This is a genomic window from Nocardioides sp., assembly GCF_036503465.1.
In the GTDB taxonomy this organism is placed as follows: domain Bacteria; phylum Actinomycetota; class Actinomycetes; order Propionibacteriales; family Nocardioidaceae; genus Nocardioides.
Genome location: NZ_DASXWU010000094.1, coordinates 18,412 through 32,650, shown reverse-complemented (window position 1 = coordinate 32,650; position 14,239 = coordinate 18,412). Strand labels below are relative to the sequence as shown.

The 14,239-nt window shown below is 69.1% G+C and carries 14 protein-coding genes, 2 tRNA genes and 1 pseudogene; 10 read left to right on the top strand and 7 right to left on the bottom strand.

Annotation, left to right across the window (positions count from 1 at the left end):
* Window positions 1-1,114 precede the first annotated feature (1,114 nt).
* Complete coding sequence (locus VGK78_RS17095; RefSeq protein WP_331528929.1) at window positions 1,115-1,426, bottom strand: winged helix-turn-helix domain-containing protein; 312 nt, start codon at window positions 1,424-1,426, stop codon at window positions 1,115-1,117.
* Between the two features lie 76 nt (window positions 1,427-1,502).
* Here VGK78_RS17095 and VGK78_RS17090 point away from each other — a divergent pair, with 76 nt between their 5' ends.
* Together VGK78_RS17090 and mobF are read left to right on the top strand one after the other, a co-directional pair.
* The gene (locus tag VGK78_RS17090; RefSeq protein WP_331528928.1) at window positions 1,503-1,844 is read left to right on the top strand and encodes a hypothetical protein; all 342 of its coding nucleotides are present in this window, start codon (window positions 1,503-1,505) and stop codon (window positions 1,842-1,844) included.
* 321 nt (window positions 1,845-2,165) lie between these two features.
* Complete coding sequence (gene mobF, locus VGK78_RS17085) at window positions 2,166-4,964, top strand: MobF family relaxase (RefSeq protein WP_331528927.1); 2,799 nt, start codon at window positions 2,166-2,168, stop codon at window positions 4,962-4,964.
* A gap of 20 nt (window positions 4,965-4,984) precedes the next feature.
* Here mobF and VGK78_RS17080 read toward each other — a convergent pair whose 3' ends face one another.
* Complete coding sequence (locus VGK78_RS17080) at window positions 4,985-5,629, bottom strand: helix-turn-helix transcriptional regulator (protein ID WP_331528926.1); 645 nt, start codon at window positions 5,627-5,629, stop codon at window positions 4,985-4,987.
* A 236-nt stretch (window positions 5,630-5,865) separates the two neighbouring features.
* Between VGK78_RS17080 and VGK78_RS17075 the strand changes: the two genes are divergently transcribed.
* Together VGK78_RS17075 and VGK78_RS17070 are read left to right on the top strand one after the other, a co-directional pair.
* Window positions 5,866-6,099 carry a helix-turn-helix domain-containing protein gene (locus VGK78_RS17075; protein ID WP_331528925.1) on the top strand — a complete coding sequence of 78 codons (234 nt, stop codon included), beginning with the start codon at window positions 5,866-5,868 and terminating at the stop codon, window positions 6,097-6,099.
* A 220-nt stretch (window positions 6,100-6,319) separates the two neighbouring features.
* The gene (locus tag VGK78_RS17070) at window positions 6,320-7,252 is read left to right on the top strand and encodes a site-specific integrase (RefSeq protein WP_331528924.1); all 933 of its coding nucleotides are present in this window, start codon (window positions 6,320-6,322) and stop codon (window positions 7,250-7,252) included.
* Between the two features lie 66 nt (window positions 7,253-7,318).
* On the opposite strand, the gene VGK78_RS17065 is transcribed toward VGK78_RS17070, so the two are convergent.
* Window positions 7,319-7,391, bottom strand: a tRNA-Lys gene (locus tag VGK78_RS17065).
* 144 nt (window positions 7,392-7,535) lie between these two features.
* Between VGK78_RS17065 and VGK78_RS17060 the strand changes: the two genes are divergently transcribed.
* The gene (locus VGK78_RS17060) at window positions 7,536-8,483 is read left to right on the top strand and encodes a pirin family protein (RefSeq protein WP_331528923.1); all 948 of its coding nucleotides are present in this window, start codon (window positions 7,536-7,538) and stop codon (window positions 8,481-8,483) included.
* Between the two features lie 126 nt (window positions 8,484-8,609).
* Here the strand turns inward: VGK78_RS17060 and VGK78_RS17055 are convergent, their stop codons facing one another.
* From VGK78_RS17055 to orn, 3 genes are all read right to left on the bottom strand, one after another.
* Window positions 8,610-9,098, bottom strand: coding sequence for a hypothetical protein (locus tag VGK78_RS17055; protein WP_331528922.1), 489 nt, complete (start codon window positions 9,096-9,098; stop codon window positions 8,610-8,612).
* A gap of 238 nt (window positions 9,099-9,336) precedes the next feature.
* Window positions 9,337-9,409: transfer RNA gene (locus tag VGK78_RS17050), tRNA-His, on the bottom strand.
* A 47-nt stretch (window positions 9,410-9,456) separates the two neighbouring features.
* Window positions 9,457-10,098, bottom strand: a complete 642-nt coding sequence (gene orn, locus VGK78_RS17045) for an oligoribonuclease (RefSeq protein WP_331528921.1) — start codon at window positions 10,096-10,098, stop codon at window positions 9,457-9,459.
* Between the two features lie 85 nt (window positions 10,099-10,183).
* On the opposite strand from orn, the gene VGK78_RS17040 reads away from it, so the two are divergent.
* The 4 genes from VGK78_RS17040 to VGK78_RS17025 are packed head-to-tail and all read left to right on the top strand — an operon-like array spanning window position 10,184 to window position 12,719.
* Window positions 10,184-10,684 (top strand): MauE/DoxX family redox-associated membrane protein, encoded by a 501-nt coding sequence (locus VGK78_RS17040; RefSeq protein WP_331528920.1) that lies wholly within the window; start codon window positions 10,184-10,186, stop codon window positions 10,682-10,684.
* Window positions 10,650-11,393, top strand: a complete 744-nt coding sequence (locus tag VGK78_RS17035) for a DsbA family protein (protein ID WP_331528919.1) — start codon at window positions 10,650-10,652, stop codon at window positions 11,391-11,393. The genes VGK78_RS17040 and VGK78_RS17035 overlap by 35 nt, the downstream gene beginning before the upstream one ends.
* Before the next feature lie 9 nt (window positions 11,394-11,402).
* A complete protein-coding gene (locus VGK78_RS17030; protein ID WP_331528918.1) occupies window positions 11,403-11,669 on the top strand; it encodes a transcriptional regulator in 267 nt (88 codons plus the stop codon).
* A 12-nt stretch (window positions 11,670-11,681) separates the two neighbouring features.
* A complete protein-coding gene (locus tag VGK78_RS17025; protein WP_331528917.1) occupies window positions 11,682-12,719 on the top strand; it encodes an adenosine deaminase in 1,038 nt (345 codons plus the stop codon).
* 115 nt (window positions 12,720-12,834) lie between these two features.
* Here the strand turns inward: VGK78_RS17025 and VGK78_RS17020 are convergent.
* Window positions 12,835-13,458, bottom strand: a pseudogene (locus VGK78_RS17020) (class I SAM-dependent methyltransferase); the annotation flags it as partial.
* Window positions 13,459-13,652: 194 nt separating this feature from the next.
* On the opposite strand from VGK78_RS17020, the gene VGK78_RS17015 reads away from it, so the two are divergent.
* The gene (locus tag VGK78_RS17015; RefSeq protein WP_331528916.1) at window positions 13,653-13,988 is read left to right on the top strand and encodes a DUF6221 family protein; all 336 of its coding nucleotides are present in this window, start codon (window positions 13,653-13,655) and stop codon (window positions 13,986-13,988) included.
* Window positions 13,989-14,239: the final 251 nt, after the last annotated feature.

Below are 14,239 nucleotides of genomic sequence, written 5' to 3'. Positions count from 1 at the left end.
GATACTGGGGGTGACGGTCATCGTGGTGTCCTTCTTCGAGTCGGTTGTGAGAGATCACTCGAAGGATCACCCGATGGCCGTCGCTCCATTACGCAGCGACACGCTCACCGGGATCCGTACACCACTCTGCTGGACGCCACTCCGGGGACCCCCCGGTGCATCCAGCAAGGGCACACGCAACGACAAGCAAGACTGCGGCACGCATCCACATGTGCGTGGGACGTTCCCTCATGAATGCAGGTTCCTCCTTGGCGGCAGCCTTAGGGAGGGCTGACAGCCGCGCCAGAACGCCGAACAGCGGCATGAGCGGAACGCCACGCCGTCAGGCCCGGTACGACGGGCGGCGAGTGCGCCGGTGTGTGCTCACATGGTCCGAGAGGTGCGGGCGACCAGCGTGTCTATACGCCCATCCGTCACGAAGACATTCAGGAATGTGCACGAGCCAGGCACTCCCGGCCCGGAGGGCACGAGTCCCAGCCATAACGATGGCGTGCTCCGCAGCCGGGGTGGCAACTCTTGGCCACCGCACACGAAGTCGCGTCCGGAGTCAACGAACATCCTCAGAGATGCAGGCGTGACGTGTCCGCCTTCGCGCAGGGTGTATCCCTTGGCCACGGTGTAGAGGTCAAGGGGTGTCCCTCGCCACGTAGACCGCTGTTTCGCCTGGGTGCCTGTCAGGACATGGGTCTTACCGTCGATCACGAGAGTGACGCGCGGCGAGAACGCGGGCGCAGGCTCTCGTCCGCTGACGAAGTTCACGAACTGCCATGCAGACACAAACCTTGGATTTGATGGTCGCTGGACCAACCCGGTCACTTCGGCGCCGCTCGTGGCGGGAGATTTCACAGGGTGCCGTGCAAAGACCCAGACCCCGACCGACGCCAGTAGTAGCGCCACCAGGAGGATGGTGCCGACCGCTCGAAGCTGGGGACGCATGGGCAACTCCGTTTCGCCTGGACATGAGTATGACGCCGAACGGGTCCTGTCGGATCCCTCCTAACGACACGCACATCGGCATGAGAGTTGTATTCGCGCGGCCTTGATTGGGCCTGGTCCCGCAGGCGCGCTGGACGCACAACCGGTCGCTCGGCGATGCAACCTCCCCGGCGCTGGGTTACTGCTGGAAAGCGGAGACAAGAGCATTGAGGAGCTGATCGACGTCCTTCCGTCGGGCGTGGTAGACGCGTTTGCGGTGGTCGGACCGGGTGCCGGCGGGGTCTTGCGTAATCGCGCCGAACTCGGTGAGACGGCGCAGGTGGGCTTGGAGGAGGGAGGCGCTGAGGTTGAGGCGCGCGGAGAGCTCACTGCGGCTGGCCGGGCCCTCGACGACCAGGGACCTGAGGATGGCGACGCGGACCCGGTTGCCGAGGATGTCGATGGCTCGTTCGACGGCTGGGGGGAGGTCGGTGCGGGCGGGGGTCGGCACGGCGTCATTGTGGTCGTCGCGTGTGCCGCCCAACACTTGTGATAAGTTACTTATCGCAAGTTCTCAGGAGGTGCGGATGTCGATTCACGTGGAGGCGACGGGACGAGTCGCGGATGCGCCGAGCGCGGTGTCAACCGACCACGGCATGCTCGCGGTGTTCGTGTTCGACCCCTATCCGGAGCCGGCGCCCGAGTCGATGCGCGAGGGTGCGGCTCACGGGTGTGAGGTGCGGTGTCGAGACGAGCGGCTGATCGGTGAGGTGCTCGGACATGGTGAGGTCGGCGCCCCGGTGGCCGTCACGGGCGAGCTCATCCTGTTTGTGGTCTCGGGTCCGATGGAGGACGAGCTGTGTGCGGTCCGCGCCGCCATCGAGGCCGAGGATGTCTGCTTCGGATCGGTGACTGAACCGAGCCCCTGAGGGGCTCGCGGCGTCGCCGTCCAGCCCGTCCTCGGCGATGAGCGCCTCGAGTCGGCGGTGGCTCGGCAGCTACCGGTCCACGATTTTCATCCCACCATCCCCATCTTCGCCCCTTCGTTCTCGCACCCTTCGCGCGAGCCCCTGACCTTCGCTTGCCGTCCCACCCATTGCCAACCGTCAACGGCTCCTCAACTCCTGCCCCCATCAGCCCTCTTCCCACCCCTAATCGGCGGCACGCATGCTACGAAGTTCGGTAAGGAAGTGGGCTGCTGACCTGCGGTTTTGCGGTTGTTGACGGTTGTCGAGGGACGGGGCTTTTGGATGCACGGCGGCTTGAAGATCTACCGCGGGAACCCGGCGGCCGCGCGGGCGTACGTGGAAGCCGACCGGGCTCGGGTCGACGACTACTACCTGGCCGAGGGCACCGGCCTAGCGGCCCGGCTGGTCGTCACGCCTGACGGGATCGTCGAGATGCCGGCGATGGACGGCCCGACGTATGAACGGTGGGTGGCCGGGCACATCGTCGATCCTGATCGTGAAGCTAGAGGGCATGCCGGCCGGTCGAAGGGGCGGCTGCGGTCCGATGACCAGGCGGTGCGGTTCGTGGAGGTGACGGTGAACGGGCCGAAGACCTGGTCGCTGGCCGCGGCCGTGGATCCCGAGATCGGGACGGCCTATGACGCCGCCCAGGACCGCGCCGCCCACCAGATCATCGGGTGGCTGGCAGAGCATGCGACCACCCGGGTGGGTCCGCGGGGCCGGCAGGTGCAGGTGCCGTTGGAGGAGCTCGAGGCGGCCGTGGTGCGGCATTACACGTCGCGGGCGGGGGACCCGCACCGACACCTGCACTTGCAGGTCAACGCCCGGGTCTGGGCACAGGGTCGGTGGCGGGGTCTGCACACCGTGGGGGTGCGGGACAGTCTGGAGGCGATCAACGGGATCGGGCACGCGGCGGTGATGTGCGATCCCGGGTTCCGGACGGTGTTGGCCGCCCACGGCTACACCCTCGACCCCGAGACCGGCGAGATCACCCAGCTGGCCGGACTTGTCGGTGCGTTCAGTGCCCGAGCCAAGCAGATCGAGACCCACATCGACTCCTACGAGGCCGCCTGGCGCGCCGGGCATCACGGCCAGGAGCCGGGCTCGACGCTGCGGCGGGCGTGGGACCGGCGGGCCTGGGCCACCGCACGTCCCGACAAGGTCCTGCCCACCGATGGCGCCGAGCTGACGGCAAGGTGGGTCGAGGAGCTGAGCGAGCTCGGATTCCAGCAACCAGACCGACCCGAGAGCGCCGCGCGGGTGGTGGGTATGCGGCCGGGCTCGGTGGACCGCGACTCCATGGTCGAGACCGCGCTCACGCGGCTGGGTGCCCGGCGGTCGGCGTGGAACCCGGCCGACGCCCGCGGCGAGGTGGAGAAGCTGATCGCCGCGGCCGGGGTCGTGACCGACAGTGGTGTCCGGGGTGAGCTGGCCGAGGACCTGACCGCGCGGGTGGTCGCGGCCTCCCGTCCCTTGCTGGCGCGTGGCGATGTGCCGGAGCATGTCCGGGCGTTGACCTCGACCCGGGTGCTCGCGGTCGAGCACGAGCTCATCGCGCAGATCACGGCCCGCGCCGAGGGTGAGGCGTTCCCGGCCTACCTGCGGGAGTTGCGCGGCCGGGTCGACGGTCTTGACGCCGACCAACGCGCTGCGGTGGCGCACCTGACCGGCACCGGCCGGATCATTGTGGTGGAGGGTGCGGCCGGGGCGGGGAAGACGGCGATGCTGGCCGCCGCCCGCACCGTCTCATTGGACCAAGGTCACCGGATGGTCGTGGTCACGCCCACACGGAGGGCGGCGATGGTCGCCGAAGGCCAGATCGGGGCCGCGTCGTACCCGGTGGCGTGGCTGCTGTACCAGCACGGTTTCCGCTGGGACGACGACGGCCACTGGGCACGGGTTCCCAGCCGGCCCGATGTGGCGGCACGGCTGCGGGCCGGCGACCTGGTCGTGGTCGATGAGGCCGGGATGCTGGACCAGGACACCGCCCGCGCCCTCCTGATCTTCGCTGCGGAAGCAGGGGTGCGGGTCGGGCTGGTCGGCGACCGGCACCAGCTGCCCGCCGTGGGCCGTGGGGGAGTGCTCGACCTGGCTGTCCGCTACGCATCCGACCGGACCCTGACCCTGGAGGGGGTGCGCCGGTTCGCCGACCCGGCCTACGCCGACCTGTCGGCGCGGATGCGGCACGCCACCCAACCCGGGGAGGTGTTCGACGAGCTTCTTCGGCGCGGGCAGATCGTGGTCCATGCCAGCGAGGTCGAACGTCAGCAGGCCCTCGCCGTCCGGGCGAGCCGGGGCGAGCTGGTGGTCGCCGACAATCGCGAACAGGTGAGCCGGATCAACGGCCTGGCCCACCAGGTCCGCGTCCTCACCGGAGAGGTGAACCCGCGAGGCGCCAGGGATGCCGGTGACGGTGTGGTGACCTCGGCGGGGGAGCGGATCGGGGTCGGCGACCGGGTCGCGACCCGTCGCAACGACCCGGAGGTCGACGTGGCCAACCGGGAGACCTGGACCGTCGCCGACACCGATCGAGGTTGCCTGACCGTGGTGGGGGAGGCGGGTCGACGCACCCTGCCGGCGGCCTATGTGCGCGAGCATGTCGAACTGGCTTACGCCACCACCGCCTACGGCGCCCAAGGTCAGACCGTCCCGAGCGCGCATGTGTCGGTCGGCGACCACACCGGCGCCTCCTCGGCCTACGTCGGGATGACCCGCGGCCACCACCGCAACACCGCCCATCTGGTCGCCCCCACCCTGGAAGACGCGCGGCGGCAGTGGGTCGAGGTCTTCGGTCGCGACCGCGCGGACCTGGGACCCGCCCACGCGGCGCGGCTCGCCGCCGAGGCCGTCGAACGGTACGGGCCCGCCGCCCCGGGCGCCCGTCCCGCCTCGCCGGCTCGACCGGCTCGGCCGGCGCCGTATGTGCCCGCGCGTCGAGGGCGACCGGTGTCGCCGGCCGAGCTGGAGAGCCGCGACCAGGCGCGGCGACGCCGCAACCAGCAACAGCTGACGCCGGCCCCGCCGTCGCCATCCCTGCCGTCGTCGCGGTCACCTGCCGGCGGTCGCGGCATCGGGTTCTGATGAGCCGGTCCCGGTCACCATCACGGTGCGGGTGGTGGGCGTGGGTCGAAGCGGGTGCGGCGTTGCCGACGCGGTGGTGGGGGAGGTGGCTTGGGCAGGAACTCCATCCAGGTGATCCGGGCCAGGGCGGCGGTCTCGGGGTCCTCGTCGTCGTAGTGCCAGGAGAAGATGTTGCTGGAGTGGGATCGGGTCGCGCCGTCGATGGCCGGCTGCCACGCGTGGCGGACGGGGTCGGGCAGGTCGAGGTCGTCCCACAGGTCGACCAGGAAGCCGCCGTCGAGCCAGCGGATCATCATCTGGGGCAGGCCGCGGCGGATCAGGATCTCATAGGCCCGTCGCCGGTCGTCCGGATCCTTCAGGTGCCATTCGTCCTGGTCGGTGTGGCCCAGCAGGTCGGGAACCCCGATGGTGGCGAAGCAGTCCGGCGTCGGGACCCGCCACAGCCGGTCCGGCGCCCAGAACGCCACGATCCCGGTCGGGTGGTACTCGGTGAACTCGACCCTCGAGCGCAGGGTGAGCTCCCAGCCCAACACCGCGAACAGGCGGGCCGCCACCTTCACCGACGGCGTCTTCAGACCACGCTCGTAGGCCGACACCGTGGCCTGCGAGGTGCCGGCCCTCTGGGCCAGCTCGGCCTGGGTCATCCCGGCGACCCGCCGGGCCACCTCGAGGAGGTAGAAGTCGCCGTCGTCGATGGTGAGGATCCGGCCACGATACCTGCATCAGATACCCGATCGAGCGTATTTGGTGCCCTCGTTGGGGAGCCGTGCACACCTACCTCATGGACGCCCTTGTCCACAGATTGCTGGGGACGAGTGTCCATTCCACCCCCGGACCGCGCTTGATGAGGGTGGACCGACCACAACCACACAGGAACCACGCAGAAACGAGGCGAAACCCCATGAGCACTATCACCCACCAGATCCCGTTCCCCGAGCGCGACGCCGAGGAGCTGCTGACCTTGTCCGAGGCCGCCGAGGTCCTCCGGGTGCCGATCAACACCCTGCGCTGGTGGCGCCAGACCGGCAAAGGACCCGAGTTCTTCAAGATCGGCCGCCACCTCGTCACCACCGTCGGCGACCTCCGCCGCTACATCCGCGAACAGCGTCGCGGCCAACGCCCCATCCTCGACTGAATCCCGCGCCGCTCGGAGGCAATCAATGACAACTGGGAGACCACCGCTGCCGGTCGGCACGTGGGGCAACATCTCTGTGCGCGAGGTCTCGCCGGGACGATTCCGCGCCAGGTGTCGATTCCGTGATTTCGACGGATCGATCAGGTACGTCGTCAGATTCGGAGCGTCGAGGACTGCGGCGTCCACGGCTCTGAAAGTCGCTCTGAAGGACCGCGCCGCGGTGACCGGTGGGGGAGCCGTGGAGTCCGGGTCGACCGTCGGGCAACTCGCTGACCTGTGGCTCACGGAGGTCGCGGCCGATGAGGGACTCTCGCTGACGACCAAGGCTCGCTACAAGACCGTCGCCGAGACCGTGGTGGTCGCGGGGCTGGGCAGGCTGCGGCTCTATGAGGTCCAAGTGCCTGCCGTCGACCGGTTCATCGGCTCGGTCCGTACCCGCCACGGAGTCGCCACCGCGAAGACGGCGCGAACCGTGCTGTCCTCGATGATCGGGTTGGCGATGCGGCACGGGGCGATGACGGCGAACCCGACCCGGGAGATCCGCATCAAGTCCGGGCGGAAGGCTCGAGCCCGTGCCCTGACGCCCGACGAGCAGTCCCACTTGCTCGAGAAGCTGCGTGCCGACGAGCTGGCGGCGGCCTACGACCTGGTCGACCTGGTCGAGTTCATGCTGCGGACCGGCGTCCGGATCGGCGAGGCGTGTGCCCTTCGGGACCGGGATGTCGATCTCGAGGCGCACACTGTCGAGATCGCGGCGACCGTCACCGACTTCGGCATCGAGGAGCGCCCCAAGACGGCGGCGGGGTGGCGACGCATCGCCGTGCCTGACGAGGTGGTCGCGATGATCGCGCGCCGGCTGCGGGACCCCGGGCTCCGCACCGATGTCGTGGTGTTTGCCTCGCCCTTGGGCCGGCTTCGGAATCGTTCGAACACCACAGGGGATCTACGAAGAGCCTTCAACCGCATCGGCTTCGACTGGGTGTCGAGCCACACGCTACGGAAGACGGCGATCACTAGGCTCGACGACGCCGGCCTTTCGGCTCGTCAGATCGCCGACCACGTCGGGCACGCTCGGCCGAGCATGACTCAAGACGTCTACATGGGCCGCGACGTTGCGAGCTCTGCGGCCGCCCAGATACTTTCCGGGCACTAAACGGGCACCGCCGAACACACTGAAGGGCCCTCGATCTGCTCCGCTGCAGGTCAGGGCCCTTGGTCGTACGCCATCAGGGACTCGAACCCCGAACCCGCTGATTAAGAGTCAGCTGCTCTGCCAATTGAGCTAATGGCGCATGCCGTGAAGCGGTGTCAAGGTTACCAGCGAGAGGCGGCGTCCTCCCAATCCGCTGGGGAGCCCTCGACGGAATATTCAAGATTCAACTACCGTTGTTCCGGCACCGCGCCAGGGAGGCGCCAGAAGCTTGGAGGTGGGCCCGATGCCCGCAGTGACCGTCGACGACCTGACCACGCTCAGCCGACTTCCGGAGCCCGACCTCGGCGACCAGCCGCGCCCGGTGTGGCAGGTGACCACCGCGCCCCAGGGCTACGAGGGGGAGGGCTTCCCGGTACGCCGCGCCTTCGCCGGCATCGACCTCGGCCTGCTCGACCCGTTCATCATGATGGACCAGATGGGGGAGGTGGAGTACGCACCCGGCGAGCCCAAGGGCACCCCCTGGCACCCGCACCGCGGCTTCGAGACCGTCACCTACATGATCGACGGCGTCTTCGACCACCAGGACTCACACGGCGGTGGCGGCTCGATCACCAACGGGGACACCCAATGGATGACCGCCGGCTCGGGCATCCTGCACATCGAGACCCCGCCCGAGTGGCTCGTGCAGGCGGGCGGTCTCTTCCACGGCATCCAGCTCTGGGTCAACCTGCCGCGCAACGAGAAGATGGTCGCGCCCAAGTACCAGGACATCAGCTCCGACCAGGTCGCCCTGCTCACGTCGTACGACGCGGGCGCGCTGGTGCGGGTCATCGCCGGGACCGTCGGTCCGCAGGCCGGTCCGGGCTCGACGCACACGCCGATGGCCCTCGTCCACGCGACGATCGAGCCCGGAGCGCGTCTCGACCTGCCGTGGGAGCAGGAGTTCAACGCCCTGGTCTACGTGCTCAACGGGCACGGCACGGTCGGCACCGACGCCCGTCCGGTCTCGACCGGCCAGGCGGCCGTGCTCGGCGCGGGCGACTACCTCACGATCGCGGCCGACGGCTCCCAGGAGAGCCGCTCGCCGAAGCTCGACGTGATCGTCGTCGGTGGGAAGCCGATCGGTCAGGCGATCGCCTGGGCCGGACCGTTCGTGATGAACACCAAGTCCGAGGTGCTCCAGGCCTACGAGGACTTCCAGAAGGGCAACTTCGGCCACATCCCCGGCTGACGTCGTCCTGCGTCCGGCTTGTGGGCCGGCGATCCCCGACTCCGACCAGGCGCGTGCACAGGGAGGTCACGCTCGTGGCCAGGGCCAGGGACGCCGGCCCACCGGATCGTCCAGCGGTCGGGTAGGTCAGCCGACCTGGGGGAGGACGATGGAGAAAGTGTCGGCGGAGCAGCCGGGCGTGCTGACCGTGACCGTGATGGAGCCCGCCGGGCGGTTGTCGCCGCTCCCGGTGTAGGCCATGGTCTTCGCCGTGAAGACCGGGTGGGTGGTCGTGTCGCCGGGCAGGCTCTGGGCGCTCGTGAACGTCAGCGTGTAGCAGCCGTTCTCGTCGGGGTCGAGCTTCTTGTTCCCCTTGCCGCCCTGCACCCAGCCCGCCGGCAGGTACTGCTCGCCGGTGTAGGTGATGTCCTGCAGGCCACAGATCGTCAGGATCACGGTCAGGCCGGTGACGGCCGTGCTGCACTCGTTGGTGATGTCCAGCGGGATGTCGATGTAGTTGAGCTCGCCGGCGCGCCAGCTCGCGTTGCCGCTCGCGCTCAGGCTGCAGCAGCCGCTGCCGGCGAACGCCGGGACCGCGGTGGCCACCTGGATCGCCGGCACGGTCCACGCCACCATGGCCGCGCTCCGGACGATCCGGCGCCGGCTGAGCGTGCGCGGCTCGTCGTTTTGGGCGTGAGAAGTCACTGAAGTTCCCCCATGTCGTGTCGGCCAGCCGCCTCGCCTGATGCGACGCGTCCCCACTCGGCCGTTGCTGGTCACCCCCGTGACCGGCACTCAGGAGATTAGGCAGACCGTGCGGGCCGGGTCCGCAGAACTCGCGGGACTTTACGTAAAGGATTCTCGTCGGAGTCGGGGTGAGTGACGGGATTCGAACCCGCGACCACCTGGACCACAACCAGGTGCTCTACCAGCTGAGCTACACCCACCATGCGGCCCCGGACGGAGCCGGGGCCAGAGAGGAAGTGTAGGGCACCTACTGCTGCGAACCCGATTCGGGGCGATCGTCCGAGAGACCCGTCAGCGACCCTCCGTGCTCGTCCGCGAGGGCCTTCGCATCGGCGCTCTCCGGACCCGGCGGCGGCACGAAGATCGCGGCGCGGTAGTAGCGCAGCTCCTCGATGCTCTCGAGGATGTCGGCCAGCGCCCGGTGGTTGCCCCGCTTGGCGGGAGAGTTGAAGTACACGCGGGGATACCAGCGCCGCGAGAGCTCCTTGATCGAGGAGACGTCCACGATCCGGTAGTGGAGGAACGCGTCGAGCTCGGACATGTCGCGGGCGATGAAGGCGCGGTCGGTGGCGACCGTGTTACCGGCCAACGGCGGCCGCGAACCCTCGTCGCAGTGCTCGCGGACGTAGGCGAGCACCTGCTGCTCCGCCTCCTGGAGCGTGATCCCGCTGTCCAATTGGCTCAGCAGGCCGGACTTCTCGTGCATCGACCGGACGAAGTCGACCATCTGCTCGACGGCCTCGGCGGGGGGCTTGATCACCAGGTCCACGCCGTCACCGAGCGGGTTGAGGTCGAAGTCGGTGACCACGCAGGCGATCTCGATCAGCGCGTCGGCGACATAGTCCAGCCCCGTCATCTCGCAGTCGATCCAGACGAGGCGCTCGTTCACAGGACGAGACCCTACCCAGGAAGCTGCCGCGCCGGGGTGGAGTCGTTCAGCCTTCACTCAGGACGGTTTCGTACGCTGGTGCATCGTGAGGCAATGGGTCGGCGTTCTCGCGCGGCTGCTGGTCGGCATCGTCGACCTCGTCGCGGGGTTGGCGAAGTTCCCGGATCCGGCCGGCAACGTCCGCCAGGTGCGTGCCTTCCAGATCCTGCCCGAGTCGGTCGTCCCCACCGTGGGGCACGCGCTCCCGACCGCGGAGATCATCATCGGCGTGGCCCTGATCCTCGGGCTGCTCACCCGCCTGTTCGGCGTCCTGTCCGCGCTCTTCTTCATTGCGTTCATCATCGGCATCTCCGCCGCCTGGGCGCGGGGGCTGGAGATCAACTGCGGCTGCTTCGGTAGCCACGGCGTCCCGGCGAACCCGCAGCGTCAGTACGCCATCGACATCGCCAGGGACGTCGGGCTGTTGGCGTGCTCGCTGTGGCTGATGGTGTGGCCGCGCACTCGCCTCGCCCTGGACACCCTGCTGTTCCCGCACCACGAAAGGCTCGCCGATGGCGACGAATCAGAAGAAACTGTCGAAGTCTGAGCGCGCGCAGGCGCTGATGCGGCAGCAGCAGCGCCGGGAGCGCCGGCGGAACCTGCTGGTCGTCGGCTCGGTGGTCCTCGCCGTTCTGATCATCGCCGCTGTTCTGTTCTTCGTGCAGAGCAAGAGCGACACGACTGGCAAGTCCGTGACCGCGAGCGGCACGCCGAAGAACCTCTCCGGGCAGTACGACGTGGTGATCGGCAAGTCCTCGGCACCTCACACCATCAAGCTCTACGAGGACCTCCAGTGCCCGATCTGCCAGGAGTTCGAGAAGGCAGCGGGCGACCAGGTCCGGTCCGCGATCGCGGACGGCAAGGTCAAGGTCGACTACCACATGGTGGCGTTCCTGGACCGGGAGTCCTCGACGAACTACTCCTCGCGCGCGCTGAACGCGGCGATGGCGGTGCTCAGCACCGCCGGGCCCCAGGGGTTCCTGAAGTTCCACGAGATCGCCTACGACAACCAGCCGGCCGAGGGCTCGGCCGGGGTGCCGGACTCGACCCTGGTCGACTGGGCGGTGCAGGCCGGCGCGGACAAGGCGAAGGTCACGCCCCTGATCGACGGCAACGTCTACCACCAATGGGTGGTCAACGCGACCGACCAGATGTCGAAGGACAAGGTCACCGGTACGCCGACCATCTTCATCGACGGCACGGAAGAGACGAACCTGCAGACCGGCGTGAACGCCGTCCTCCAGATCACCAAGTAGCCTTCTCACGTGGAGGTCGAGCAGGTCCAGCGTTGGGTCGCGTCTGCTCTCGTCCTGACGGTCTGCACCCTGTTCGCCACCGGGATGGCGATCCTGTCCGGCACCGTCGACCGGCCGGGTTCCGGACCCGGGCTGATGGGTGTCTCCTGCGCGACCGGGCTGATGGCGATGACCGGCGTACGCCTGATCAACCAGAAGCGGCTGGTGACTGCCTGGCTGCTGCTCGGGCTCCTGCCGGCGGTCGTCGTTGGTTCGTACTACCGGCTCACCGGCTGACAGACTCGGCCCGTGGACCAGCGCCAGGACCTGTCGTCGTTCATCGCGGGACTGCCCAAGGCCGAGCTGCACGTGCACCACGTGGGGTCGGCCTCACCCGCGATCGTCTCGGAGCTCGCGATGCGTCACCCCGGCGTCGTGCCCGTCGACCCCGAGCAGCTGCGGAGCTTCTTCGAGTTCCGCGACTTCGCGCACTTCGTCGAGGTCTACCTCGCCGTCGTGGCTCTGATCCGCACCGATGACGACGTGCGCTACCTGACCTACGAGGTGGCGCGCGAGCTCGCCACTACCCAGCAGGTGCGGTACGCCGAGCTGACGTGTACGCCGTACACCTCGGTCCTGCCCGACGACCCCGACAACGGGATGCCGATCGAGGCCTACACGCAGGCGCTCGAGGATGCCCGGATCGCCGCCGAGCGCGACTTCGGGATCGTGCTGCGGTGGATCTACGACATCCCGGGTGAGAGCGGGATGCCGGCCGCCGACGCGACCCTGTCGTTCGCGACGAACCACCGGGTCGACGCGCTGGTCGGCTTCGGACTCGGCGGCCCGGAGATCGGTGTCGCGCGGCGGCAGTTCAAGCCGCACTTCGACGCTGCGCGGCGGGTCGGCCTGCACAGCGTGCCGCACGCCGGCGAGACCACCGGCCCCGCGACGGTCTGGGACGCGCTGAGCCTGCTGGGCGCCGAGCGCATCGGGCACGGGACCTCCGCGGCGCAGGACCCGAAGCTGCTCGGCTACCTCGCCCGGCACGGCGTCACCCTCGAGGTCTGCCCGTCCTCGAACGTCGCGACGCGCGCGGTGGCCAGCCTGGACGAGCACCCGATCGTGGCCTTCCGTGACGCCGGCGTTCCGATCACGGTGAACTCCGACGACCCGTCGATGTTCAACACCTCGCTCAAACAGGAGTACGAGATCGCGGCCCGGCTGCTCGGCCTCGACGCCGACGGCGTTGCGGACCTGGCGCGGACGGCCGTGCGCGCGTCGTTCGCGACCGACGAGCAGAAGGCGGCTCTCCTCGACGAGATCGACGCCTACGCCGGCGCCTGAGGACGCATCAGGCCCGGCGATCTCATACGTCGCCGGGCCACAACCATTGGATCGTGCGGCGCGACGAGATCGTCGGACCTGATGCGGCGTGTCGTCCGTGGGCGGGTGGGCGCTCTCAGACGACGGTGGCGACGACGAGCAGGTACTCCCACTCGATGTGCCCCTCGGGCGTGCGGAACTGGTCGGCGAGGTCGGCCAGGGCCTGGTCGAGCTCTGCCGTGCGGGCCGGGTCGTCGGCCAGGCCGCGGTATGCCGCGATCGTGGGCCCGTAGTTGGTCTTGAAGTACTCCCGGAAGGTGACCGGGTCGGACAGGGTCTCGGCTCGGAGCAGCTGCTGGCTGGCCCGGACGTCGGTCACCCGGTCGCCGAAGAGCGACCGCACGTGCTCGATGTCGCCCCATAGCGGCGGCGGCTGGGCTCCGGGCGGTGGCGGCGCGACGTACGGCTTCATGACGGCGAACATCTGGCCGATGAAGCCGCCCGGTGTCCAGGCGATCAGGGCGATCCGGCCACCCGGACGGCAGACCCGGACCAGCTCGTCGGCAGCCTCCTGGTGGTGCGGCGCGAACATCACGCCGACACACGACGTGACGGCGTCGAAGGAGTCGTCCTCGAAGGGCAGGTGCTCGGCGTCCGCCACCTGCCACTCGAGGCTCACGCCGGCGGCCTCGGAGTCCGCGCGCCCGCGGTCTAGCAGCTCGGGCGTCAGGTCGCTGGCGATCACGTGGGCACCGGTGGCGGCCGCCGGGGCGAGGACGGCTCAGCGCGTCGGCGTACAGGAAGCCGATCTCGTGCGAGGGGGCACCCGACAACTCCCCCGAGTCGAAGCCGCCTGAGACTTTGCCTTGCGACGCCTCCCGCGTGGGTCGGCCAGGCCTTACCCTCGGGCTGGTGCGGCGAACGCCGCGGGGGGCCGGACTCACGGAGTAGCTCATGGCCGTCTCAGCGTTCGAGCGACGCCCGCTCGGCAAGCAAGGTCGCGTCAGCCTCACGGACTTCCTCCTGGCTCGCATCACCGAGAACGAGGCGAGCGCGCTCTACGCCGGACGGCACCGTGACCGGGCACTCGCCGAGTGCTGGGCACAGCGCCAGGTCGTCCACCTGCACCAGGACCCGGTGCACGGCTGTCGCGAGGACGGGTGGCCGTGCATGACCCTGCGCATCCTGGCCCTGCCGCACGCGGACCATCACGACTACGACGCGGTGTGGCGGCCGATCAACACCAGCCTCAAGGTGATGTCCTACGGCCGGCACCGCCGCGGCCACTGACCACCTGCAGCACCCGGTCCGAGACGGGGAAGCTCCCCGCGGCATCGGGGGACGGCCGCGGGGAGCTTCGTGGGAGGACAGGGTGCCCGGGAGGGCGGGAACCCGCGACGAATCCCCATGCGCCGCGGATGTAACACCCCCTGTGCCATCCAGATTAGGAAACCGGCGTCGACTCCGGGCACCTACGCACGGTGACGAGTTGCTGGTCGCCTGGGCCAATCCGTCGTAGTCCGATAGATCCTGGTAGGCGG